This window comes from Blautia sp. MSJ-9 (assembly GCF_018919065.1).
Classification (GTDB): Bacteria; Bacillota; Clostridia; order Lachnospirales; family Lachnospiraceae; genus Blautia_A.
The window spans coordinates 1-25,377 of sequence record NZ_JAHLQG010000012.1 but is presented as its reverse complement, the minus strand read 5'-3'; the positions used below and the strand labels follow the sequence as shown (position 1 = coordinate 25,377).

Genomic DNA, 25,377 nt, shown 5'->3' with positions numbered 1-25,377 from the left:
AAAATTGGAGAGAAAAGACATGAAAAATTATAATCGTATGCCGCAGAATTTCCTTTGGGGAGGTGCAACAGCAGCAAATCAGTATGAAGGCGGATGGGATGAGGGAGGAAGAGGCCCTTCAATCGCAGATATCCTTACAGGAGGAAGTGTGGATAAGGAACGTAGACTGACACCGCCAGTTCCGCTGGAAGAAGAATTTTATCCGAATCATCAGGCAACAGATTTTTATCATCATTGGAAAGAAGATATTGCATTGTTTGCCGAAATGGGATTTAAAGTATATCGTTTTTCTATTTCATGGTCCAGAGTATTTTCAAATGGGGATGAAGAGACACCTAATGAAGAAGGACTTAAGTTTTATGATGGTGTAATTGATGAATTAAGAAAATATGGAATTGAGCCGTTAGTTACGATCTCACATTATGAAAATCCACTTCATCTTTCTTTGAAATATGGGGGATGGAAAAACCGTAAGCTGATAGACTTTTATCTTCGCTTTGCCAAAATTTTATTTGAGCGATATAAAGGAAAAGTAAAATACTGGCTTACTTTTAATGAAATCAATATGCTGACAGAGCCTTTTGGTGCAGTATTTTGTGCAGGAATGCTGGATCCGGAAGATGTATGTGAACAAAGTCGTTATCAGGCAATGCATCATCAGCTTGTAGCGAGTGCACATGCAGTTTCTATGGCACATGAAATTGATAAAGAGAATAAACTGGGATGTATGTTGGCTTATCATAACGGATATCCATATACCTGTCATCCGCAGGATGTTCTTTATGCACAGAAATTTGGACAGATTCATAATTCTATTGCAGGAGATGTTCATGTAAGAGGGTACTATCCGGGATTTGCCAGTCGATTTTTTGAAGAACATAATATTGAATTGAAGACAATGCCAGAGGATTCACAGATACTTAAAAATGGTACTGTTGATTTTGTATCTATCAGTTACTATTCCAGTAACTGTGTAAGTGTAACAAAAGAGGGCGAAACGACTGCCGGAAACGGAGGAGATAATCTCAAAAATCCATATCTAAAAGCATCTGATTGGGGCTGGCAGATTGATGCAGTGGGACTTCGATATGTGCTGAATCAGATTTATGATCGTTATCAGATTCCGATTATGATTGTAGAAAATGGTCTTGGTGCAGTGGATCAGTTAACAGAAGATGGAAGAATTCATGATGAGTACCGTATTGAATATATGCGTCTTCACATAGAACAGATGAAAGAAGCAATCCATGATGGGGTAGAATTGATGGGATATACCTGTTGGGGATGCACGGATCTTGTTAGTGCTTCGACAGGTGAGTTTAAGAAGAGATATGGTCTGATTTATGTGAATAAAAATGATGACGGAACAGGAGATTTTTCAAGAATACGAAAGGATTCTTTTTACTGGTATAAGAAAGTTATTGAATCCTGTGGGGAAGAATTAAATTAAAAGAATTAAATTAAAAGGAGGAGCTCTATAAAAGCTCCTCCATTATTTTTGCATATATTTCCTGATAGTGCGTAGACCATTTCTTACAAATCGACTGTGCGGCCTCGAGATTTGGGGCGGCGATGTTTAAGTCGATAAGGGAGTTTCCTTTCTCGATAAGCTGACATCTTACTGAGTAGGTTCCATGCTTAGTAATATAATAGTCGGCCGGGGTGACGATGCGTTCCTGGGCTTTGAATCCGGTGGATTTCAGATATTCTCTGACTTCCTGTTTGATTTCAGGAGAGACATCTTTCTGGAAAAAGGAGAGGGTTTTTCTGCCATCTTCGGTGATACGATAATGGGAAGTATTGGAACGGGTGTCCATGGTGATCAATTCTGCTTCCACCAGCTCAGAGATTGCCTGTTGGAGGTGGAAATAATTTGTATATTCCCGATCCAGAATAAATTCTGAGATTTGTGAGTTAGTCAGCGTATCATCAGTGTTCTGAAGCATATATAATACGATCAGTTTGTAAATAGTAAATGGTGTTGACATAGTTCCCTCCTTTTGTAAAGTTGCAGAGAATTTGATATCTTGTCTAAAATTTCCCGAAAGTTACTGTTTGTTGGAGTCTGGAGCGGTTTTATATAGCCTGCCCTGAAAACTCTGTTGTTCCTTCATCCGATGGTGCAGGAGATTCAATACTTCACGTTTCCGGCTTGCCCATAATGGTGCGATCAGCAAATCCTTAGGGCCATCTCCGGTAATACGGTGGATGACGATATCCGGGCGTAAATGCTCCAGGCATTCGATAAGCAGTGACAGATACTCATCTCTTTCATAAGTCTGAAACATTCCTTCCTCATAATCAGCTGCCAGATCGGTTCCGCGAAGCACGTGAAGTAATTGTAGCTTGATTCCCTGGATGTCCATCTGATTCAGATATTCCATGGTTGCAAGAATATCTTCATTACTTTCTCCGGGCAGTCCGAGAATTGTATGGACGATTACTTCAATGCCTTCTTTTCGCAGGCGCTGTACAGCATCATTGAAAACAGAAAGCGGATATCCCCGGCGGATATACTGAGCTGTTGTTTCATGTATTGTCTGGAGACCAAGTTCCACCCATACCGGTTTCTGTCTGTTAAGCCGTGATAAGAGTTCTACAATCTCAGGGCTGAGACAGTCAGGACGCGTGCCGATAGAAAGAGCCACGACTTTCGGATGCGTAATCGCTTCTGTGAAAATTTTCTCCAGATATTCTACAGGAGCATAGGTGTTTGTATACGCCTGAAAATACGCGATATATTTGTGAATCGGCCGTTTCTGTGACAGAATAGCAATCTGACTTTCAATCTGGTCGGTGATGGAAAGAGCAGCATCTGCGGCGAAATCACCGCTGCCTCCTGCACTGCAGAAGATACAGCCCCTGGTTCCAATCTTGCCATCGCGGTTAGGGCAGGACATTCCACCGTTTAATGTAACTTTATAAACTTTCTCACCAAACCGTTCCCTGAGCATATAGTCCAGGGAGTGATATGGCTTTTCTCCCCACTTTCTCATACTGTGTGAGTATCTCCCGTAGTAAGAGTTTTGTTTGTGTCAGTAGTTGAATTTTCTGTTGTTGCAGTTACAGATTCTGTGGAAATGTTTTCTCCAGGTGTAGCAGCAGATTCAACTGAACTAAAAGTATCCAGTGAATCAGTGTTTTCGGAATCTGTATCTTCTGTAATATAGTTATCAAAAATCTTTACCAGAAAATGTCCGTTGATAAATGCTTCCAGTGAAATTCCAAACAGGATCAGAACCATAAACAGCAGGGACTGGGCGCGGACATTCGGAACAAAAAATACTGCAAAAGGTATAAGTGTGATGACTGCCATCAGGAGTGTATATGGAAGATGGCGAATTGACATCAGGAATGCATTGCGGAATGTATTTTTTATAGAATTATAAAATTTCGCAAGTACCGGGTAGATGTACAAAAATACCATCAGATATATAATACCGAAAGCAATAAAAAGAATATACAGTACCTGAGACATAGTTCCGCCAAGGTTTGGTACGATATTTAAATCCATATAGAGGATAGCTGCAATAACAAGCATGATCAGATTGATGATCGTTGCCTGTTTGAAGTTCTGTTTAAAAGATTTAAAGAAGCTTCGGATGATATAAGATTCTTCATTACGTGTCATTTTCAGTGTGACATAGTGGAGTGCAGTCAGTGACGCTCCAATGGTTACGATTGGCAGACAACAGATCAGGCAGACCACATTGAGCATGATAAGGTCAGCCACACGTCCCATTACGGTGAAGAACTTGTTGTCCATGTTAAATAATTTGTCCATTCGTTTGATTACTCCTTTTGTACATATAATGTAATTACTGTTAGTATAACGAATCAGTTAGGAAAAAGCAAACCTTTTTACAGGAACAACAATACCTGATTATGTAAACATGATCAGGTAACCAGCAGCTGGTCGGCAGTGACAAAAACATATCCTTTTTCGGAGAACAGATCAACGATTTTTAATGCCGCATCAACAGAAGTCTGATAGCCATCATGCATGAGAATGATGGAACCATCACGAACTTCTTTTTCTACAATAGAAAGTATGGAGCCTATATTCCGACTCTTCCAGTCCAGTGTATCAACATCCCAAAAAACAGGAAGCATGGTAACAGACAGCTCCATATCTTTGAGCCATGCACCAAATGGAGGGCGCACATAGGAGGGATAAACACCTGTGGCTTCATAGATACGATTATTTGTTTTTTCAATTTCCATGCGAACTTTCTGAGTTGGTATTTTATTAAGTTGTACATGGTCCCAGGTGTGATTTCCAATCAGGTGACCATCGCGCCGCATCTGCTGAAGGATATCTTCATTCCCTTCAATATTTTCCCCAATCAGAAAAAAAGATGCATGAACTTTTCTTTCTCTCAGACCATCCAGGAGAAGGGGCGTATACTTGGAATTTGGCCCGTCATCGAAGGTAAGGGCGATTCTTGGAGCTTCTTTTGACGGAAGTGTGTTGGAGACTTCCGGAGAAAAATATTTGGAAACTGCGGCTGCATTCTGGTCGGCAGAGGTAAGTGACTGATTTACCAGAGAAAGCATACCGGGGCCTGCGATTGTGGTGAGGGTTTGGATGCGTCTGTCTGTATCAGCGAAAAAGAACGCAAAAAGTAAAAGAACACATAAGGGGATAAGACATCGGTATTTAATTTTAGAAGCGATTTTATTTGATATCATTTTCATAATCTCTCCATTGAATAATTAGGAAATGGTAGGCAATACACTGTATTATATGAAAAAAAGAAAGCAAAACATACCGATTTATTGTATAATAAATACAGTTTGGCTTTTACAGGACCGGTAATGATATGACCGGCTGTAGAAAAATATACTTAGATAGTTGATGGAGAATGAAATGAAAAAGAAACAGACAAATCTAATCATATTCCTTGTGTTGGCAGGCATTCTGGTGGTTTTTTACATAACGGGAGAATCCTACTATGAAGGGCTGACTGGTAAAAGCAATCAGGAGGAAGCAAACAGCGAAGTATACAGATACAAATATGACATGATCGTAGATAGTCCGGACTCTTCATTCTGGCAGGCTGTTTATGGCTGCGCGCAGGAATGGGCGAAGAAGAACGATGCAATTCTTGAACTTCAGGAAAGCAGCAATGACAATGACTACACAAAGCTGGATTATATGAACATGAGCATCGCCTCCAGCGTAGATGGAATTATTCTGCAATATAATGGAGAACAGGGGCTGGAAGCAAAGATCAACGAAGCGGTTCAGAAAGGAATTCCTGTTGTCACTGTCATGGGAGACGCAGTTCACAGTAAACGCCAGAGTTTCGTCGGTGTGAGTGATTATCAGCTGGGAAGTGCCTATGGGGAAAAAGTAGCAGAATATGTGACAAAAGATACAGAAAGTATCCTGATTCTGTTGAAAAAGAACATCGACGATATGAATCAGAGTCAGATCTATACTCAGATCAGCAATGCAGCTCAGGCTAAAGCCGGTGACTCACAAAGTATTCAGGTAACAGGAAAGAATCTGCTTTCAACGGGAATTTTTGAGACAGAAGAAGCAGTCACAGATATTTTTCAGCAGAAAGATAAAGTGCCGGATATTCTGGTATGCATGGATGAAGATACTACCGAATGTGCACGTCAGGCAGTCCTTGACTTTAATCTTGCGGGAAAGGTTACGATCATAGGTTATTATAGTTCCGATGATATTCTGACAGCAGTGGAAAAAGGTGTAATTTCAGTTACCTGTGACGTGGATACAGAACAGCTTGGCAGATATAGTATTGAAGCTCTTACAGAATATCAGAAGGATGGAAGAACGAATTCTTATTACAACGTAGATATTAACTTCCTGGACAGAGAGGCAGTACGTGCAATGAGAAGGGAGGCACAGCCGAAATGAAACAGATACGATGGAGAGATTTTTCTCTGGTCAGTAAGATCATTATAGAAGTGGGAATGATCGCGATTCTTCTTTTTTCTATGAATATGCTCTTCTATGCACGAATCAATAATTCTATGCAGAGGATGGATAATGTTTATGCCAGCAATACAGAGCTTACAGAGCTTTCACAGATTTTTGAGAAAGTACAGGATAATATGTATAGTTATCTTAAGGTAAAAAGTTCTCAGGCGCTTCTGGACTACTATCAGAATGAAGCGAAGTACAGAGATCAGCTTGAGAAGCTTAATGAGGAGAATATAGATGATTCTGTGAAACTGCTGGAACGAAATATCAGAAAAATGTCAGAGACTTATCTGGACTGCACAGCCGAGACTGTTGCGGCCAAACGAGGCAGGAATGTGGAGAAGTATAAGCGAAAATATGATGAGACAACAAAGCTTTACAGTTACATACAGTCCTCCATCGAGGAACTGAATAATCTGATGTTTCAGGAGAATTCCAATACATATTCTGTGTTGCGTGCGGTAATGCGCTATCTGGAAGTCAGCAATACGATCATTATGCTTGGAATCGTAGCAGGCGGAATGGTTCTGCTTTTCCAGGTGACCAGAAAGATGTTTGTTCCTCTTTCAAATATGGCCGAGACCGCACAGCTGGTAGGTCAGGGAAATTTCCATGTAAAAATGCATGATACAGATGCACAGGATGAACTTGGAATGGTAACAAGGGCTTTTAACACCATGGTTGAGAATCTGGATCTGTATATAACAAGAACGAAGGCAAGTATGGAGAAAGAGCAGCAGATGATGGAGAGAGAGCTTCTTATGGAAAACCACCTCAAAGAGGCTCAGCTAAAATATCTTCAGTCACAGATCAATCCACATTTCCTGTTTAATTCTCTGAATGCTGGTGCTCAGCTTGCTATGATGGAGGATGCGGAGCAGACAGGAATCTTCGTTGAAAAAATGGCAGACTTTTTCCGCTATAATGTCAAGAAAGGACAGGAGGATGCTACTCTGGGAGAGGAACTGGAAGCTGTTGATAATTATATTTACATTCTGAATGTCCGGTTTGCTGGGGATATTCATTTCAACAAAGATGTAGATGAATCACTGGAGAATGTACGTGTCCCAAGTATGATTTTACAGCCGGTCGTGGAGAATGCGGTAAATCATGGAATCCGGGATATTGAGTGGGAGGGGAAAATCCACCTGACAGTTACCGGAGATGCGGATTATATCCGAATCAGTGTGAAAGATAATGGAAAAGGAATGACACCGGAGCAGATAGAGAGTGTTCTGTCCGGAAATAAAGAGCACTGTAATGAGCAGAGCGATTCCACCGGAATCGGTATGAACAATGTAATCAGCCGGCTGGAACTTTATTATGAAGAATCGGGGCTTGTGGAAATCAACAGTGACGGGGAAAATAAAGGTACAGAAGTTGTGATTTATATACCGGTCTGATAGGAGAATGGTGGTATACTTGCATGAATGTATGGCGAAAATATAATTTTGGGGAGAGAAGCAATGTACAGAATTTTGTTAGCAGATGATGAAGGTATCATGCTGGAGTCGTTAAAGAAAATCATTGAATCTGAATATGGAAATGAATGTGAGATTCACTGTGCAAAGTCAGGCAGAGTCGTGGTGGAGATGGCACAGGCATATCCGCCGGATATCTGCTTCATGGATATACAGATGCCAGGAATCAGTGGCATTCAGGCAATCAAAGAAATTAAGAAGTTCAACAGTTCCGCAGCCTTTGTGATCATAACGGCCTATGATAAATTCAATTATGCAAAAGAGGCGCTGAGTCTGGGAGTACAGGAATTTCTTACCAAACCTGTAAATAAAAAGGTAATCCTGGAGACCTGTGCAAAAATGATGGCAAAGGTAGACCAGACGCGCCAAAAAAGAAGTGATGATCTTCGTATCAGAGAAAAACTTGAGACAGTCGTACCTATGATAGAAAGTGGTTATATCAATAATATTCTGTTGCAGGATGATTTTGTCACGTATCAGGATAATTATACACAGCTTCTGGATATTCAGCAGAAATATGGCTACATGATGGTTGTAGAATTTGGCGATTCTCTGGAGAATGGAGTGTTGAGCAACGCAGTAGGAGCAAGTGTCAGGGCAAATAAATTCTACTCTACTTTCCGCGAGATCGCTCAGGATTTCTTTGAATGTCTGGTAGGTCCGATCATGGGTAACAGAATCGTACTTCTGGTTCCATATGAAGAAGAGAAAGAGGATTACGAGGAGAGAGTTGCCATTGTTACAAGGGCCAGAAACATGGTACATAAATTTGAGAACAGAATCGACAGTATGTTTCGTTGTGGAATCGGAAGAGTCAAAGAACTGGGCAGCGTAAAGGAATCTTTCCAGGAGGCAGTAGTTGCGCTCAGAGAGAGTACCAGCCATGTGGTGCATATCGAGGATGTGCCGGTAGCACAGAAATATGAGGGAGAATATCCAAGGGATTTGGAGAGCAGATATCAGAAACGAATTCTGGAGAAGGATGTAGCAGGTGCTCTTAACTGTGCAAATGAATTTTTTGAATGGATGGAGGGACAATCTGCCGTTTCCAGAGAGGATGTGGAGATTAAGATTCTGGAGCTGGTAATGGATGCGGAACGCAGGGCTTTCTTTGCAGGAACCATGAAATATAATATTAATGACAGACGCGGATATATCAGGGAACTCCAGGCATGCCCGAACATGGAAAGTCTGAGAAACTGGTTTCTGGACAAAACAAGAGAAATCGGTGCAAAGATGGAGGATTCTAAGGAGAAAGAGGCAGTTAGTGTTATAGACAGGGCGAAAGAATATATCGATGAAAACTTCCGCAAGGATATTTCATTGGATGATGTTTCAAGAGAAGTGGATATCAGTCCGTATTATTTCAGTAAATTATTTAAGCAGGAGACGGGCAAGAACTTTATTGAACATCTGACAGAAATACGACTGAAAAATGCCAGAGAGCTTTTGCAGGATTCTCAGCTGTCTATCAAAGAGATATGTGCACAGTCCGGATATAGTGACCCGAATTATTTCAGCAGGATCTTTAAGAAATATGAGGGTGTGACACCGAGTGAGTTCAGAGAGAGGTTAGGCTGATGAAGGGACATATAACAGATAAGAAGAAAAAATCAGAAAAGAAGGGTGCTGTAAAGAGGATATTTTTGGGGGCACTACTGATTGGTATAGGAGCATTGATTCTAGGCGGATGTGGTTCTTCTACAGAGGAAACACAAAGTGAACAGGAAAAGACAGCGTCTGCTAAGAAAGAAGACGATAAGATACAGATCGGACTTACAGTGGATTCTTTTGTCATCGAAAGATGGATCCGCGACAGAGACGTTTTTGTGGCGACTGCCAGAGAAATGGGTGCGGACGTAAATGTGCAGGATGCAGGGGCAGATGCTAAAGAACAGATCAGCCAGATTGAATATTTTATCAGCAAACAGGTGGATGTGATCGTGGTGATTGCCAGGGACTGTGGCGCTCTTTCAGACGTGATACAGAAAGCCCAGAATGCAGGAATCCCTGTTATTTCTTATGACAGAATGATTAACAACTCGAATACGAATCTTTATATATCCTTTGATAACCGCAAGGTAGGCGAAATTATGGCACAGGCATTGATCGATGCGATTCCTCAGGGTGGAGATATTTTTATGATCCAGGGATCTTCCACGGACAATAATGTCCACATGCTCAAGAATGGTTTTGATGACGTGTTGAAGAATTCAGATCTTAATGTTGTTTATGAAGCAAACTGTGAAGGATGGATGGCAGAACTGGCGGAAGGATATATGGAAGAAGCACTGGAGAAATATCCGCATGTCAAAGGCATCATGTGTGGAAATGATGATATTGCCAGTCAGGTCGTGGAGGTGCTTGCAGAGAACCAGATGGCGGGAGATGTAATTGTCGTGGGACAGGATGGAGATCTGGCTGCCTGCCAGAGAATCGTAGAGGGAACGCAGTACATGACTGCATTTAAGCCAATCGAAGATCTTGCAAGAGAAGCTGCGAAATATGCGGTGGAGATCGGAAGCGGCAAAGACCCTTCCGAGCTGGAAGGCGTGACAGAGACTGTAAACGACGGAACTTATGATGTATCGTCCAGAATCCTTGAACCAATTGCGGTGACAAAAGAGAATATAGACAAAGTAATCATTGACGGTGGTTTTCACCGAAGAGACGAAGTTTATCTGAATGCGGATTATAGCTGAGGTTTTGGGGGAGTTACGATACTGACGAATTGCTCCGCTGCTAGGCAGCTCCCGCAATTCTGCAAACATTCGGAATCCGCGGATTTACTGCGTAAATCAGCTACTTCCTTCTAGCACTTTTTTGTAACAAAAATGTCCTGTTCTATGCAGGGCATTTTTATTTTTCTTAAAATGTCTTGTTTCTTGCCAACCAAGTCCAGACTTCCGTGTGCTATAGTAACATCATCAAGAAAACGTGAGAAACGTAAAAAAAGAAACGGAGGTTTTTACAATGAAAAAGAAACTGGTATCTGCAATCCTTTGCGCATCAATGGTAGCTGGAATGGTAGTCATCCCGGGTGTAGCTGTTAAAGCGGATGACAAGAAACTGATCGGTGTTACAATGCCTACCAAGGACCTTCAGAGATGGAATCAGGATGGCGAGAACATGAAGAAAGAGCTGGAAGCAGCTGGCTACGAAGTAGACCTTCAGTATGCATCCAACGATGTAAGCACACAGGTTTCACAGCTTGAGAACCAGGTAGCAAACGGATGTGACCTTCTGGTTGTAGCATCTATCGACGGAAGCAGCCTTGGCGAGCCACTGAAACAGGCAAAAGAAGCAGGAATTCCGGTTATCTCCTATGACCGTCTGCTTATGAACTCAGACGCAGTTTCCTACTATGCAACATTTGATAACTACAAAGTAGGTCAGAAACAGGGCGAATACTTAGTAGATGCACTTGATCTTGACAATCAGGACGGACCATTCAATATCGAATTATTCACAGGTGATCCTGGTGATAACAACTGTAACTTCTTCTTCGGCGGAGCAATGGATGTACTTCAGAAATACATCGATGAAGGCAAACTGGTAGTTAAATCCGGTCAGACAGAGTTCGAGCAGGTTGCAACTGCTAACTGGGACAGTGCAAAAGCTCAGGACAGAATGGATACAATCATTGCTGGTAACTACTCAGACGGAACAAACCTTGACGCAGTTCTCTGCTCCAACGACTCTACAGCACTTGGTGTAGAAAATGCACTTGCAGCTTCCTACACTGGAGAATATCCGATCATCACCGGTCAGGACTGTGATACACCAAACGTTAAAAACCTTGTAGCTGGAAAACAGGCTATGTCAGTATTCAAAGATACACGTGCTCTTGCATCTGCAGTAGTTGATATGGTTGACGCTATCATGAAAGGTGAAGAACCGGAAGTTAACGATACAGAATCCTATGACAACGGCACAGGCGTTATCCCAACATACCTTTGCGACCCGGTTGTTGTTACTGTTGACAACTACAAAGAAATGCTGATCGACTCCGGATACTACACAGAAGATCAGATCCAGTAATAAAAAGTATTTTATATTACAGGCGGGGATAATTCCCGCCTGTATTTACCAGAGTGTGTTTGAAAAATCATTTCTGCAATGCAGAAAGTATTTTTCAAACACGCTCTAAGTTAACCCGCCGCAGGCAGGATTCTTTTATAAAAAAGGGAGGGAAATAGAAGTTGGCTAAGATACTTTTGGAAATGAAAAATATCACCAAAACTTTCCCAGGTGTAAAAGCACTGGACAACGTAAATCTTCAGGTAGAAGAAGGCGAGATCCATGCGCTGGTAGGTGAAAATGGAGCCGGAAAATCTACACTGATGAATGTATTAAGTGGTATTTATCCGTATGGAACTTATGAAGGCAATATTATCTATAATGGTGAGATCTGTAAATTTAACACGATTAAAGACAGCGAAGAAAAAGGAATCGTAATCATTCACCAGGAACTGGCGCTGATCCCGTATATGACAATTGGTGAGAACATGTACCTGGGCAATGAAAGAGGAAAATCATTCTCCATCAACTGGAACGAGACTTATGGAGAAGCAGATAAATATTTAAAAATAGTAGGACTGGAGGAGTCCTCCAGAACTTTGATCAAGGATATTGGTGTAGGTAAGCAGCAGCTGGTAGAGATTGCAAAGGCGCTGGCAAAGAATGCCAAACTTCTGATTCTGGATGAACCGACAGCCTCCTTAAATGAGGATGACTCCAAGGCACTGCTGGATCTGTTGCTGAAATTTAAGAAACAGGGAATGACATCTATCATCATTTCTCACAAATTAAATGAAATTTCATACGTTGCAGATAAGATTACCGTTATCCGTGACGGTTCTACGATTGAGACTCTGGATAAGAAGAAAGATGACTTCTCAGAGCAGCGTATCATTCAGGGTATGGTTGGCCGTGAGATGACAGACCGTTTCCCGAGACGTCCTGACGTAAAGATAGGAGACGTTTCCATGGAAGTAAAGAACTGGACTGTTTACCATCCACTGTACTCAGAGCGAAAAGTGGTAGATAATGTATCATTTAAGATTCATAAAGGAGAAGTAGTAGGTATTTCCGGACTGATGGGTGCAGGACGTACAGAGCTTGCGATGAGTATCTTCGGAAAGAGCTACGGAACCAAAATTTCCGGTCAGGTGTTTATCAACGGAAAAGAAGTGAAACTGGATACTGTACAGGAAGCAATTGATAATAAACTTGCTTATGTTACAGAGGACAGAAAAGGAAACGGACTGATCCTTTCCAAATCCATCAAAATGAATACATCCCTTGCAAATATGAAGGGAATCAGCAATGGACAGGTTATCGACGCAGATAAAGAGTATGCGATAGCTGAGGAATACAGAAAGAAACTGAAAACAAAATGTCCGTCTGTAGAGCAGAATGTAGGTAACTTAAGTGGTGGAAACCAGCAGAAAGTCCTTCTTGCGAAGTGGATGTTTGCAGAACCGGATATTCTGATTCTGGATGAGCCTACCCGTGGTATCGACGTAGGTGCGAAATACGAAATTTACTGTATTATTAACGATCTGGTAGCAGCAGGAAAATCTGTTATCATGATTTCTTCTGAACTTCCGGAAGTTCTTGGAATGTCAGACAGAATCTATATCATGAATGAGGGCAAGTTCGTCGGTGAAGTCAGCAAAGAAGAGGCAACCTCCGAGCTGATCATGTCCAAGATCGTAAAATCAGGAAAAGGAGCGTAAAGAAGATGGAGAAAAAGCTTAGTTTTTCAGAGGTATTAAAGAAATATACCATGGTGATCGTACTGGTTTTGGTAGTCATCATGTTTACGGCAAACACCAAAGGTGTTATGCTTCTTCCACAGAACGTTAACAACCTTGTAGCACAGAATGCTTATGTATTTATCCTTGCAACTGGTATGTTGTTCTGTATTTTAACAGGTGGTAACATCGACCTTTCTGTTGGTTCTGTTGTATGTTTCGTTGCAGCAGTTGGTGGTAAGATGATGGTTCTCAATAATATGAATCCATATCTTACAATGTTGGTTATGCTGATTACAGGTATTGCAATCGGCGCTTGGCAGGGATTCTGGATTGCTTATGTTCGAATCCCTCCGTTTATCGTAACTCTGGCAGGTATGCTTGCTTTCCGTGGTCTTTCAAACGTAGTTCTTCAGGGACAGACACTGGCACCAATGCCTGATTCTTATCTGGCACTGTTCAACAATTATATTCCTGATCCGTTTGGAAAAGAAGGATTTAATGTTCTTTGTTTCGTAGTTGGTGTTATTGTATGTGTTGTATATGTTTTACTTGTTCTTAAGAATCGTGCAGATCGTGCAAAGAAAGGCTACAGTGTAGAGGCTTTTGGCGGTACAGCAATCAAGATGGTTCTGATCTGTGCAGTTATCCTTGCATTTATGTTCCGTCTGGCTCAGTACAAAGGTATTCCGAATTCTCTGATCTGGGTAGCAGTTATCATTGCAATCTATACATATATTGCTTCTAAGACAACTACAGGTCGTTATTTCTATGCAGTTGGTGGTAATGAGAAGGCTACTAAGCTTTCTGGTATCAATACTAATAAGGTTTATTTCCTGGCTTACCTGAATATGGGTCTTCTGGCTGCTATCGCAGGTATGGTTACTATGGCTCGTCTGAATTCTGCTAACCCTCAGGCTGGTACGAACTTCGAGATGGATGCGATTGGTTCCTGTTTCATTGGTGGTGCTTCTGCTTATGGTGGAACTGGTACTGTTCCGGGTGTTATTATTGGTGCTCTTTTGATGGGTGTTTTGAACTTAGGTATGAGTATTATGGGTATTGACCAGAATATTCAGAAGGTTGTTAAAGGATTGGTTCTGCTGGCAGCGGTTATCTTTGATGTTGTAAGTAAGAGAAAATCCTTTATCGTAAAATAATATGTGAATTATTCCTCTTTGGAGAAAAAAATTGCAGGGCTCGCGGGATTGCGGGCTCTGTTTTTTTTCGTCTGGTGGGAGGGACGCGCAGAAAAATAGTTTATTTCGTGTGCGGTTTCGGATACTAAGATATTCTAAGGTATCGAAAATCCGCTAAAAGCATGAGAAGAAAAGTCTGGATTACTCGCTGGCGCTCAGACAGAGGACTTTTCTTCTCATAACGCGGATTTTTGATACCTAAGAATATCTAAGTATCCTGCAAATGCACACGAAATAAACTATTTTTCTGCGCTGGTTGTTGGCAGTGGAAAGGGGCGGTATGTCTCAGGATTTTGCATTTTATGCAAAATCCTTGCGGGGTGTTGGATGTAAAATAAAATTTACTTGTGGAATGTAAGGGGATGGACGTATAATGAAGTGAAATATTTGTACGAATGAGGAGAGAGGTATTATGAGATATAATTCTGTGTTGGATTTGCATACACATACGGTGGCTAGCGGGCATGCGTATTGTTCGCTGAGGGAGATGGCTAAGGCGGCTTCTGAGAAGGGGCTTGAGGTGCTTGGGATTACGGAGCATGCACCGATGATGCCGGGGACTTGTCATAAGTATTATTTTGATAATCTTAAGGTTGTGCCGAGACAGATGTATGGGATTGAGCTGCTGCTTGGATCTGAGGTGAATATTCTGGATGCGCAGGGGTCTGTGGATTTGTCGGAGCGGACGCTTTCTAAGATGGATGTGGTGGTTGCGAGTCTGCATATTCCTTGTATGAAGCCGGCTTCTAAGTTGGAGAATACGGAAGGGTATCTGAATGTGATGAAGAATCCGTATGTGAATATTATCGGGCATCCGGATGATGGGAGATATGAGATTGATTATGAGGCGCTTGTGCAGGGTGCGAAGGAGTATGGGAAGGTTCTGGAGTTGAATAATCATTCGCTGGATCCGGATTGTAATCGTGAGAATGCGGTGGAGAATGATACAGTGATGTTGAATTTGTGTAAGAAGTATCGGGTTCCGGTGGTAATGGACAGTGATGCGCATTTTGATTTGCTGATCGGGGAGTTTGATCTGGCAAGGAAATTGCTTACGAAGCTGGATTTTCCGGAGGAGCTGGTGTTGAATCGGTCTGCGGATGCGATTAAGGAGTATGTGAACAGGAAGTTTTGAGTCTGATGGAAGTTTGACATTTATTACCGGGAACGGAGTAATTGTTTCGTGCAACATTGGGAATGGCAGAGGAGGAAATGGTGATAACGGCTTTGGGGTTATCATATAAGAAGAAATGAAAATACTTGCGTTGGATGATGAGAAAATTGCGCTTGAGGGTCTGGTTCATGCGATAGGGGAAGCGGAGCCTTCAGCGGAAGTTTATAGTTTTCGCAAGGCATCAGAGGCACTGGAATTTTACAGATCAAATATCTGTGATGTTGTGTTTCTGGATGTTCAGCTGCGAAATATGAGTGGAGTAGAGATTGCGAAGGAGATGAAGCTGATAAATCCTGCCGTTAATATTATTTTTGCGACAGGATATGGGGATTACAGGGAAGATGCTTTGGATATGCATGTAAGTGGATATCTGATGAAACCAATCACGACGAAGAAGGTCAGAAAAGAGTTGGATTATCTCAGGTACCCGGTTGTACAGGCTTCACGGAAACGGGTGATGGTCCGTACTTTTGGAAATTTTGAGATATATGTGGATGGAAATCCGGTTACATTTAAGTATGATAAGACAAAAGAGATGTTTGCGTATCTTGTAGACAGGAATGGGGCATATTGTACAAATGCGGAGATTATGGCTGCATTGTGGCAGAATGATCAGCACGCCAGTTATTTGAGTAATATGAAAAAAGATATGTCCGATACATTGAAGACGCTGAAATGTGATGATATTGTTGAGAATACAAGAGGAAAATCCAGAGTTTGTATTGAAAAAATAGAGTGCGATTATTTTGACTGGTGTCAGGGGAAACTTTATGCCATCAATAAATACCGGGGAGAGTATATGGCGCAATATAGCTGGGCTGAATTTACGAACGGGGAGCTGAGTAAGGACAGACAGGCAAAAAGAAAGTGGGGGGGGGTTAAGAGGATAATGTTTGACAGACAGTCTATTCATGTTGCGTTGCTTTTGTGGGGGGCTATTTTTTGCCTGATTGCGGCTTATTGTATGTTTATAAGCAGCACTTTTGACAAAGAAAAAAGGCGCTGGCTGATATGTTTTCTGTCAGGCAGTGCTCTGCTGCTGGTCAGTGATACTTTTGCGTGGGGCTATCGTGGTGCAGCAGGAAAGACAGCAGCAGTGATGGTGAGAGTAAGTAATTTTGGTGCTTTTATTTTAAATGACATTCTTTTGTTCTTTTTTCACGGATATGTCTGCTGTTATCTGTTTCCGGAAATCGGAGAATGGAGAAAATACCTGACAAAAAAATACTTAAAGGGAAGCAGCGTATCAAAGCCCGAAAAAATTGTTCAGTCCGTTCCTCGAAAAAGGATTTTGGCAGTTTATTTTATTACAGTTTTTGCGAGCGTCATGACGATTATATCGCAGTTTACTCATCTGTATTATTATATTGATGCTGAAAACTATTATCACAGAGCTCCGGGACACATCATTTCGTTATTGATTCCGATGTGTGGAATGGTATTGGATTTGTCGCTGATTATTCAATATAGAAAGAAACTTGAAAAAGGAATCTTTATAGCGATGTTGTCGTATCTTGTTCTTCCGTTTGCATCGGCTGTCGTATTGATTTTTTATTATGGTATTTCGCTGAATGATATTGCGCTGAGTATTTCGGCAATTCTTATGTTCGTGACATCAACGGCAGAACAGAATAAGAATCTGGCAAGAAAAGAACAGGAGGCTGCCAATATGCGAGTCTCTATTATGATCAGCCAGATACGGCCGCATTTTATGTATAACTGCCTGAATACGATTTATCATTTGTGTGATAAGGATGTAGAACTTGCGAAGGAAGCAATCAGTGATTTCTTGGACTATCTGAAACATATTCTGGAATCTGTAAAGCGGAATACACCGGTTTCTTTCAGTGAGGAACTGGAGCATGTAAGAGCTTACCTGAATCTTGAGAAGATGCGGTTTGATGAGGATCTCAATATCAGATATGATATTGAAGCTACAGAATTTCTGGTGCCTGCATTATCCATTCAGCCACTGGTAGAAAATGCAGTGAAGCATGGAATCTGCGGGAAGGAAGATGGTGGTACGCTGACCTTATCTACAAGGGAGAAGGAAGATTACTTTGAGATAGAAGTCGCTGATGATGGAATAGGTTTTGACCCTGAACAAATGCCGCAGGATGGAAAAATTCATGTAGGAATACAGAATGTAAAACAGCGATTGTATGCAATGTGCGGGGCATCTGTTGAAATAAAGAGCAAAATTGGAGAAGGTACAATAGTTACAGTACATATCCCGAAAGATCAAAGATTACAGTAAAAGTGATTTTTGGTCTTTTTTTGTTGTAAAAGAGTGAAGTGTGACAGTTCTGTGAAAAGCGGTTTGTTACAATGAAAATGCACTATGGGAAAGTAGACGAAAATCGAACTTTAACCGAATCGACTGCAGAGCAGTTATTCAATGTAGAGTTATATAGCGAAAGCAGATGATTTTATCTGTTTGACATATGCAGAGAATGTAGTAAAAACAGAGATACAAAGGGTACAGGCAGAGAGAAACGAATGAAAAAGACAGACAGGATATTGATAGTTGGTGCCGGAGAAGTTGGCAGAAGTTTTGTGGAAGAATTGCACAGGAAACCTTCAAAAGGAATGCAGGTATTTTGCCTTATTGATGATGATCCGGAGAAGGCAGGACAGGATATCGATGGTGTTCCAATCGTAGGAAACAGATATGATATTCCGGAAGCGGTAAAGTTTTATAAGATTGATGATATTATTTTCGCGATACCGTCAGCATTTGGCGCAGACAGGCAGGAAATATTGAATATCTGCAGAGAAACTGGATGTAAACTTCAGACAGTTCCTACGCTTTATGAACTGGTAAGCAATGAGGTAAACCTGAACCAGCTCCGTAAAGTAAAAATGCAGGATCTTCTGGGAAGGGAACAATTGCAGGTAAATAATAAAGAAGTATTAGCCGGTATCAAAGGAAAGACGATTCTGGTAACCGGTGGAGGAGGTTCGATTGGTAGCGAACTGTGCAGACAGATTGCAGCCAATGAACCGGGACAGCTGATTATTTTTGATATTTATGAAAATAATGCATATGAAATCCAGCAGGAGCTGAAGAGAAAATATCCGGATATGAAACTGGACGTTCTGATAGGATCCGTGCGTAATACAAACAGGATCAATGACATTATGCAGAAATACCATCCGGAGATCGTTTTTCATGCAGCTGCCCATAAACATGTACCGCTTATGGAAGACAGTCCAAATGAAGCGATAAAGAATAATGTAATGGGAACTTATAAGACCGCAGTGGCAGCGGCAAGGGCAGATGTCAGGAAATTCGTTCTGATCTCGACAGATAAAGCAGTTAATCCCACCAACATTATGGGTGCGTCGAAGCGAATCTGTGAAATGATCATCCAGATGCTTAACCGCCAGTACAAAAATACCAATTTCGTAGCAGTGCGTTTTGGAAATGTGCTGGGAAGTAACGGAAGTGTGATCCCGTTATTTAAGAAACAGATCGCGCAGGGCGGTCCTGTGACAGTAACGGACAAAAATATTATTCGATATTTTATGACTATACCGGAAGCTGTATCCCTGGTATTGCAGGCTTCCTATTATGCAGCAGGTGGTGAAATTTATATTCTGGATATGGGAGAACCTGTCCGGATAGATGACATGGCGAGAAATCTGATCCGTATGTCAGGTCTGAGACCGGACATTGATATCAAAATCGAATATACAGGTCTGCGTCCGGGCGAAAAAATATATGAAGAGCTTCTGATGGCAGAAGAAGGAATGCAGAGTACGGAAAATAAACTGATACATATCGGAAAACCCATTGAAATGAACGATGAATGGTTTAAACAGAAGCTGATACAGCTGGATGAGGCAAGTTATCGTGAAACAGATGAGATAAAAGAGATGGTCGCAGAGATCGTACCGACGTATCATTACGAAAACGTCTGTCATGAAAAAGAAAAGAGCAGCTTTAATGTCAGGAGTGCCAGTGCATAAAGAGGTGAAGCACAGAACATAGCGAAAAGCTAAGGGACGTTAAAGAAAATAGAATACCGAGAAAACAGGAGAATATATATGAGAAAAATTATTATTGGGACAGGCGCATTACTTTTGCTTGCAGGCGGTCTGCTATTCAGTCTGGCTCCGGATACACTGTCGATGTTAGTACTGGCTGTGATGTGCTTTATCACATTTCTGGGATTTGCAATGGGACTTTTTCCGGCAATGATGTACAGTTTCGGATTTAAAACAGGGCGTCACAACATTGAGCAGACCCTGGATGTCCAGTCAACAGAGAACTGGATCGGAGTATTTAAACTGGAATATCTGTTCAGACAGAAAACTCTGGATGAACTGTTTCGAAGCTATAAGGCAAAAGCAGAAGCACAGAAAGAACAGGAAGAGATCGTAAGCGGTATTGAAGAGTACATCAGTGAAGATGTTCTCTCGCTTCGAACCTGGCAGGGACTGATTCTGCAGATTCCGGGAGCCTTGACAGGACTTGGAATTCTGGGAACATTTATTGGTCTGATCACAGGTATCAGCGGAATCGGATTCAGTTCCGTAGATGCAGCTCTGGAAAGTGTAAGCGTATTGCTTGGTGGTATCAAGACCGCATTCTATACCTCTATTTCAGGCGTTATCCTTTCTATTCTGTTTAACATTCTGTACCGTATGATATGGAATACCATGCTCAGAGAATATGGGATGTTTATTGACAGTTTCCATAAATTTGTAATTCCGTCTGTGGAAGAACAGAGCAGAAAGAAACAGGATGCAGACATAAAGAAAATCCTGAGCCGACTGGACAGAATCCCTAAGAATCCGGGATATTCCCTGTCAGCACCGGGAGGACAGGCAGTCACGGGTGGCAGTGCTAATGAACAGCTTTTGATGCCGCAGATCAGAGAAGGTTTGAAAAAGGGTGAATTTACCTTCTATTTACAGCCGAGAGTGGATATTAATACCAGAAAATTTGCAGCCGCGGAAGCTCTGGTCCGCTGGAATCATCCAACATTGGGTGTATTACAGCCTGGATCTTTCCTTCCGGTTCTGGAGAAAAATGGATTTATCACCAAGCTGGATGCTTATGTATGGGAATCTGTGTGTAAGACTATCCGTAAATGGATCGATGCAGGAATCCGTCCTGTACCGGTTTCTGTAAACCTTTCCAAAACAGATATCATGGCAATTGATATTGTGGGATTCTTCAGACAGATGCTGGAGAAGTACAGAATCCCGCCGAGAGCCCTGGAACTGGAGATTGCCAAGAATGCCTATACACAGAGTGAAGAAACGACTGTGGAAGTAGCGGGAGAACTGAGACGCCTTGGATTTAAGGTTATCATGGACGGATTTGACGGAGATTACATCTCTGTCAATATGCTGGAAAATATGGAAACGGATGCGTTGAAGCTGGATCTTCGTTTCCTTGCAGAAGATAAAGATAACGAAATTGCTTCTTATTTCGAACAGGCGAGAAAATTAAATATTGAGCTGATGGCAGAAGGAATCGAAAATACAGAACAGATCACAAATCTGAAAAAAGCAGGATGTGTATACGGTCAGGGATATTATTTCTATAAACCAATGAGTATAGAGGCATTTGAGACAGCAACAGAACAGGAATAAAGGATGAAAAAATTAAATAAAAACAATGAAGAGATAAATTACTGGCAGCCGCTGGCAGACAGCATGGTAGGACTGTTGCTGTGTGTGCTTCTTGTCATGCTGCTTCTGATACTGTATCTGGTCCGTATTCCGGATGAGGATTATGTGGATAAGGACTTGGGGGACAGCTATGAACAGTTTAATGATGAGGATCCTGGTGGTGGAAATCATGCTTATGGCCAGGTAGACGATGAAGAAGGTGATTCCTGGAAACAGGGAAAAGGAAGCGAAAAGGATGGAAGTGGAGGAGGAAATGCTGGTGGAGAAGGTGATGGTGAGGAAGATAAAGAAAAATATATAGATCCAGATCCTGGTGCTGGAAATGGAGATGGAACGGATAAAGCAGCCATATTAGTTCAGACAGTGGATGGTGAAACTAACCGTACTATAAAGACAAAAGGAATAGAATTTGAACTATATGGTACGAATTCTGCTTTACAGGTTCTGAGCACATATTATCCTAAGAAAACAGATTATAAAAAATATCAGACAGATGAAAGTGGTACTTTCTACTTACCGGAAAGAATACCACTCAGTAGCTATTATCTACATTGCCTTTCTAAAATTGATGGGTATGATGTGGGGGAAAACACGGAATTTACGGTAGATCAGTCATATGACTGGGATGAGCCGTACATTGTCACTGTATCTTTAACTCCATCAAAAAATATTATCCGTATGCAGTTGAATGATAGGGACAGTGGGGAATCAGTATCCGGGGCAGAATTTAATGTGATTGCTGCTGAGAACATTATTACGAAAGACGGAACGACCAGATATAAGGAAGGAGATATTGTAGATACCATTAAGACAGATGAGAATGGATATGCGGAAAGCCAGGAATTATACCTTGGCAATTATACATTGAAACAGACGAAAGCACCGAAATATTATGCGCTGAATACAGCGGATACCTCGGTGGAATTAAGAAGTAAGAGTGATACAAGTGATTCTGAAATAACAGCGGTTTCCGAAGAAATGACATCAGTAAATGTGATTTTAAAAGATGCTTTATATGACACGACATATATTTCCGGCGCCCGCTTTACATTGAGTACAGATGACGGAAAGACAGTAGATAAGTTTGAAACAGACAAACAGGGACGCTTTACGATCTCTAATCTGAAGAAGAACACAAAGTATCATATTAAACAAACGAAAGCAGTAGAAGATTACCAGATGGACTATGGTGATCATACATTTACTGTTAACAGTGAAGGTCTGATTGACGGAAACAGCAGTACGGAAATAGAACTTACCAATCGTCTGATTCGAATTTCCATAGGCGTGCGGGATAAAATTTTCCGCGGTCAGGTATCGGATGTCAATATTGGACTGTATGATTCCGAGAAGAATGTAATTAAGTCCTGGAATACAACCGGTCTTGAAACGACAATTGAAGGGCTGGAGCCAGGAGATTACATGGTAGTGATCAGTGGAAAAGAGGAGCAGAAGATTTCAGTTGAAGATAAGACTGAAATCCAGACATTTACATTTGAGCGTTGGACAACCGCTGATATCGGAGCATTATTTGCAACAGCAGGATTTGCTCTTGGTTTGTTTATACTAATAATAGTTTTGATCAAAAAAAATAAACAAAGAAAAGCAGAAAGAGAGGAGCAGTAAGCGTTGGCAGAGGAGAAAGATAATAAAGAGAAATATAATAATACTGCTTCAGGAAAAGAGCATGGAAGATATGAGCGAAAACAGCTACAGTTAATAGATGTTATATATGCAGTACGAAAACATTTGCTTCTTATTGTTTTATGTACAGGCATTGGACTGATATTGGGAATTGCATTATCAGTAGTTTCTTATATGAGAGGAGAGATGAGTAAATCCTATGCGATAAAAGCAGCAATCGCGGTTACTTCCCAGAATGAAAATGGATTATTTACCACGCAGTCCAATGACCCTAACTCTACAGATATTTATCTGGCGGAGGATATGGTAGATTCTGTTATATTCGTCATGAAAAGTGATAAGGTACTTGATGCGGCAGTAGAGAGACTGAATCTGATGGGAGTTTCTACGAAGGATATCTATAACAATCTCATTATGGAGCAATACAATAAAACGCAGGTAATAGAAATCACCCTGTATTGGCGAAGTGCACAAGAAGGGATAGAGATTCTGAATGCGATTATGGAGGTGGCACCGAATATTCTGGTGGAAACGCTGAAGATAGGGAATGTTTCTGTTATCAATCAGCCGAAGTCACAGTACCTGATAGGTGGAAGCCTGAATGCTTCTATGTGGGTATATATGGCTGTCCTGGGAATGGCGTTTGGCGTAGGATTGTCAGTGATCATGCTTTTATTGAGTCCGACGTTACTGAAAACTTCAGATATGGAGCGATTGTTTGGACTGGAAATTCTTGGAGAGATACCAGAGGAAAAAGGATTTTTCAGAAAAAAAAGAAATCTCATATTAACAGGCGAAGATGACTGGGCAGGTTCTGATATTCTTGATAATTATGTTTCAACAGCTCATATTTTGAAGAATCGCATAAAAACAATGGATCACCCATGTATTTATGTCACATCTGCTGCCAAAAATGAGGGGAAAACAACAGTCACCGCGTATCTGGCAGTTCAGCTGGCGGAACTTGGAATGAAGGTTCTTTTGATTGATTTCGATACCAGAAATCCAAAATTGGGAGGTCTGTTTCTGAATAAAGTGGAGTATGAACATTCTCTGAATGCTTTATACAGAGGAGAGACTTCAACTGAAGAAGCGATTACGAAACTTACCGGAAATCTGGATATCCTGCCATCTGTTCTGGAAAGAAAGCCGGTACCACTGGACGATGCATTATTGGATTTGGTCAGTCATTTGCATGAAGGGTATGATGTACTTCTTATGGATACCGCACCAGTCGGACAGGTTGCAGATACCATGAGTCTGAATCAGCTTGCGGATATTGCACTTCTGGTTGTTGGATTTGACAAGGCCGGCATGGAAGAAATCAGAGATGCACTTTCCAGGTTGAAGAAATCAGGAATGGAGATCATGGGATGCGTGGTAAACAGTGTGAAAGAACTGAAGAAAAATAAGAGTTATGGATATTACCATGGAGATGGATACCATGGAAGCCATGGGACAGAACACAGACATAATGAGAAAACAGAACGTCAGAAAGAATGGGAACAATGGGAAAAGAAACATTCCGATGAGAAATAACTGGCAGGAAGGATAAAAAATGAGCACAGATAATCAGAGTAAACCAATATTTCGAAATTCTTTTATAGGATATAACAAAGCAGATGTAGATGATTATATAGCGAGACTGGAATCCGAAATGGAAATCGTAGAAAAGAGACAGGGAAAATGGGAAGGACAGATCACAGATTTAAATGGTGAGATTGAACGTCTTAATAATACGGTGGACAGAGAGAGAACAGACAGGGTTGAATTTCAGGATAAGAATGTAGAACTGGAACAGAAAGTCATAGAACTCGAAAGACAGCTTGAAATCTTAAGGAATGAAAACAATTCTGAGGCTGATCCGAAAACCATTCAGGATGCGATTCTGAATGCTCAGAGAATGAGTGAGATGATTGTCACAGAAGCGAATCAAAAGGCAGAAGAAATTAAAAATGAGACAGAACTGTTTCATCAGGAACAGGAAAGAATTGCCAGACAGATCGTGGAAGATGCGAAAAAAGAGGCTCATAACATAATCAGTACAGCGGAAACAAAATTTGAAAGCCTTCAAAGAGATTATAACAGTGCTCTTCTGGATGTCAGTAAGTTTAAAACTGAATTACTGAATATGTACCACAAACATATAAAATTACTGGATTCACTGCCAGAGATTGAAACACCGAAAATGGATTATATAGATGTGGAAGATCTTTCTGGAATGCAGGAGAAAGAGAAGAATGTATAAAGAAACGAAATGGATACCATTTGATAAGAAAATATGGCTGGCATCTCCTACAATGCATGGAGAAGAACTTCGGTATATGCAGGAAGCTTATGACACAAATTGGATGACTACTGCCGGTGGAAATATTGAGGTAATCGAGAAAGAAATTCCGGAGATTATCGGCTGCGGATATGCAGTTGCGTTAACTTCGGGTACTTCGGCATTACATATGGCGATTAAGCTGGCTGGCAACCGCATATACGGAAAAAAAGAAAAAGCACTGGAAGGAAA

19 protein-coding genes and 1 pseudogene are annotated in these 25,377 nt (G+C 41.3%); 16 read left to right on the top strand and 4 right to left on the bottom strand.

Annotated elements, in window-relative coordinates; genetic code table 11:
• Positions 1-19 precede the first annotated feature (19 nt).
• Positions 20-1,450: a glycoside hydrolase family 1 protein gene (locus KQI87_RS02635; RefSeq protein ID WP_216458799.1), complete on the top strand. Its 1,431-nt coding sequence runs from the start codon at positions 20-22 to the stop codon at positions 1,448-1,450.
• A 25-nt stretch (positions 1,451-1,475) separates the two neighbouring features.
• Here KQI87_RS02635 and KQI87_RS02630 read toward each other — a convergent pair whose 3' ends face one another.
• From KQI87_RS02630 to KQI87_RS02615, 4 genes are all read right to left on the bottom strand, one after another.
• Positions 1,476-1,988, bottom strand: a complete 513-nt coding sequence (locus KQI87_RS02630) for a DUF4364 family protein (RefSeq protein ID WP_117674391.1) — start codon at positions 1,986-1,988, stop codon at positions 1,476-1,478.
• A gap of 60 nt (positions 1,989-2,048) precedes the next feature.
• Entirely contained in the window at positions 2,049-2,996 is a 948-nt protein-coding gene (locus tag KQI87_RS02625) for a TIGR01212 family radical SAM protein (protein WP_118609338.1), read from the bottom strand.
• Positions 2,993-3,784 carry a YesL family protein gene (locus KQI87_RS02620; protein ID WP_118590480.1) on the bottom strand — a complete coding sequence of 264 codons (792 nt, stop codon included), beginning with the start codon at positions 3,782-3,784 and terminating at the stop codon, positions 2,993-2,995. Before KQI87_RS02620 ends, KQI87_RS02625 begins: the two co-directional genes overlap by 4 nt.
• Before the next feature lie 113 nt (positions 3,785-3,897).
• Entirely contained in the window at positions 3,898-4,692 is a 795-nt protein-coding gene (locus KQI87_RS02615) for a polysaccharide deacetylase family protein (RefSeq protein WP_253292340.1), read from the bottom strand.
• A 178-nt stretch (positions 4,693-4,870) separates the two neighbouring features.
• Between KQI87_RS02615 and KQI87_RS02610 the strand changes: the two genes are divergently transcribed.
• The 15 genes and pseudogenes from KQI87_RS02610 to KQI87_RS02540 form a co-directional block, all read left to right on the top strand.
• On the top strand, positions 4,871-5,890 hold the full coding sequence (locus KQI87_RS02610) for a sugar ABC transporter substrate-binding protein (protein WP_216458798.1): 1,020 nt from the start codon (positions 4,871-4,873) through the stop codon (positions 5,888-5,890).
• Positions 5,887-7,359: a sensor histidine kinase gene (locus tag KQI87_RS02605; protein ID WP_216458797.1), complete on the top strand. Its 1,473-nt coding sequence runs from the start codon at positions 5,887-5,889 to the stop codon at positions 7,357-7,359. Before KQI87_RS02610 ends, KQI87_RS02605 begins: the two co-directional genes overlap by 4 nt.
• Positions 7,360-7,422: 63 nt before the next feature.
• On the top strand, positions 7,423-9,018 hold the full coding sequence (locus KQI87_RS02600) for a response regulator (protein ID WP_117844168.1): 1,596 nt from the start codon (positions 7,423-7,425) through the stop codon (positions 9,016-9,018).
• Positions 9,018-10,139, top strand: coding sequence for a sugar ABC transporter substrate-binding protein (locus tag KQI87_RS02595; protein ID WP_216458796.1), 1,122 nt, complete (start codon positions 9,018-9,020; stop codon positions 10,137-10,139). Before KQI87_RS02600 ends, KQI87_RS02595 begins: the two co-directional genes overlap by 1 nt.
• Before the next feature lie 322 nt (positions 10,140-10,461).
• Entirely contained in the window at positions 10,462-11,478 is a 1,017-nt protein-coding gene (gene chvE, locus KQI87_RS02590) for a multiple monosaccharide ABC transporter substrate-binding protein (protein ID WP_442860610.1), read from the top strand.
• 161 nt (positions 11,479-11,639) lie between these two features.
• Complete coding sequence (gene mmsA, locus KQI87_RS02585) at positions 11,640-13,178, top strand: multiple monosaccharide ABC transporter ATP-binding protein (RefSeq protein ID WP_117674399.1); 1,539 nt, start codon at positions 11,640-11,642, stop codon at positions 13,176-13,178.
• A 5-nt stretch (positions 13,179-13,183) separates the two neighbouring features.
• Positions 13,184-14,356: a multiple monosaccharide ABC transporter permease gene (mmsB, locus tag KQI87_RS02580; RefSeq protein ID WP_216458795.1), complete on the top strand. Its 1,173-nt coding sequence runs from the start codon at positions 13,184-13,186 to the stop codon at positions 14,354-14,356.
• Between the two features lie 451 nt (positions 14,357-14,807).
• A complete protein-coding gene (locus KQI87_RS02575; protein ID WP_216458794.1) occupies positions 14,808-15,530 on the top strand; it encodes a phosphatase in 723 nt (240 codons plus the stop codon).
• A 115-nt stretch (positions 15,531-15,645) separates the two neighbouring features.
• Positions 15,646-17,826 carry a histidine kinase gene (locus KQI87_RS02570; protein WP_216458793.1) on the top strand — a complete coding sequence of 727 codons (2,181 nt, stop codon included), beginning with the start codon at positions 15,646-15,648 and terminating at the stop codon, positions 17,824-17,826.
• Between the two features lie 254 nt (positions 17,827-18,080).
• Positions 18,081-19,541: pseudogene (locus KQI87_RS02565) on the top strand (polysaccharide biosynthesis protein); the annotation flags it as partial.
• A 78-nt stretch (positions 19,542-19,619) separates the two neighbouring features.
• A complete protein-coding gene (locus KQI87_RS02560) occupies positions 19,620-21,176 on the top strand; it encodes an EAL domain-containing protein (RefSeq protein WP_216458791.1) in 1,557 nt (518 codons plus the stop codon).
• Positions 21,177-21,179: 3 nt separating this feature from the next.
• A complete protein-coding gene (locus KQI87_RS02555; protein ID WP_216458790.1) occupies positions 21,180-22,841 on the top strand; it encodes an MSCRAMM family protein in 1,662 nt (553 codons plus the stop codon).
• 3 nt (positions 22,842-22,844) lie between these two features.
• The gene (locus tag KQI87_RS02550) at positions 22,845-24,398 is read left to right on the top strand and encodes a polysaccharide biosynthesis tyrosine autokinase (RefSeq protein ID WP_216458789.1); all 1,554 of its coding nucleotides are present in this window, start codon (positions 22,845-22,847) and stop codon (positions 24,396-24,398) included.
• A gap of 19 nt (positions 24,399-24,417) precedes the next feature.
• A complete protein-coding gene (locus KQI87_RS02545; protein WP_216458788.1) occupies positions 24,418-25,107 on the top strand; it encodes a DivIVA domain-containing protein in 690 nt (229 codons plus the stop codon).
• Positions 25,100-25,377: DegT/DnrJ/EryC1/StrS family aminotransferase (locus KQI87_RS02540; RefSeq protein WP_216458787.1), on the top strand; the 278-nt coding region annotated here is incomplete at its 3' end. The genes KQI87_RS02545 and KQI87_RS02540, both read left to right, overlap by 8 nt.

Excerpts from the sequence above, each read along its gene's own strand:
- KQI87_RS02610 (WP_216458798.1), top strand. The coding sequence starts at position 4,871 with ATGAAAAAGAAACAGACAAATCTAATCATATTCCTTGTGTTGGCAGGC.
- KQI87_RS02570 (WP_216458793.1), top strand. The coding sequence starts at position 15,646 with ATGAAAATACTTGCGTTGGATGATGAGAAAATTGCGCTTGAGGGTCTG.
- KQI87_RS02615 (WP_253292340.1), bottom strand. The coding sequence starts at position 4,692 with ATGATATCAAATAAAATCGCTTCTAAAATTAAATACCGATGTCTTATC.
- KQI87_RS02555 (WP_216458790.1), top strand. The coding sequence starts at position 21,180 with ATGAAAAAATTAAATAAAAACAATGAAGAGATAAATTACTGGCAGCCG.
- KQI87_RS02620 (WP_118590480.1), bottom strand. The coding sequence starts at position 3,784 with ATGGACAAATTATTTAACATGGACAACAAGTTCTTCACCGTAATGGGA.
- KQI87_RS02600 (WP_117844168.1), top strand. The coding sequence starts at position 7,423 with ATGTACAGAATTTTGTTAGCAGATGATGAAGGTATCATGCTGGAGTCG.
- KQI87_RS02560 (WP_216458791.1), top strand. The coding sequence starts at position 19,620 with ATGAGAAAAATTATTATTGGGACAGGCGCATTACTTTTGCTTGCAGGC.
- chvE (WP_442860610.1), top strand. The coding sequence starts at position 10,462 with ATGGTAGTCATCCCGGGTGTAGCTGTTAAAGCGGATGACAAGAAACTG.
- KQI87_RS02625 (WP_118609338.1), bottom strand. The coding sequence starts at position 2,996 with ATGAGAAAGTGGGGAGAAAAGCCATATCACTCCCTGGACTATATGCTC.
- KQI87_RS02595 (WP_216458796.1), top strand. The coding sequence starts at position 9,018 with ATGAAGGGACATATAACAGATAAGAAGAAAAAATCAGAAAAGAAGGGT.
- KQI87_RS02635 (WP_216458799.1), top strand. The coding sequence starts at position 20 with ATGAAAAATTATAATCGTATGCCGCAGAATTTCCTTTGGGGAGGTGCA.
- KQI87_RS02605 (WP_216458797.1), top strand. The coding sequence starts at position 5,887 with ATGAAACAGATACGATGGAGAGATTTTTCTCTGGTCAGTAAGATCATT.
- mmsB (WP_216458795.1), top strand. The coding sequence starts at position 13,184 with ATGGAGAAAAAGCTTAGTTTTTCAGAGGTATTAAAGAAATATACCATG.
- KQI87_RS02545 (WP_216458788.1), top strand. The coding sequence starts at position 24,418 with ATGAGCACAGATAATCAGAGTAAACCAATATTTCGAAATTCTTTTATA.
- KQI87_RS02575 (WP_216458794.1), top strand. The coding sequence starts at position 14,808 with ATGAGATATAATTCTGTGTTGGATTTGCATACACATACGGTGGCTAGC.
- KQI87_RS02630 (WP_117674391.1), bottom strand. The coding sequence starts at position 1,988 with ATGTCAACACCATTTACTATTTACAAACTGATCGTATTATATATGCTT.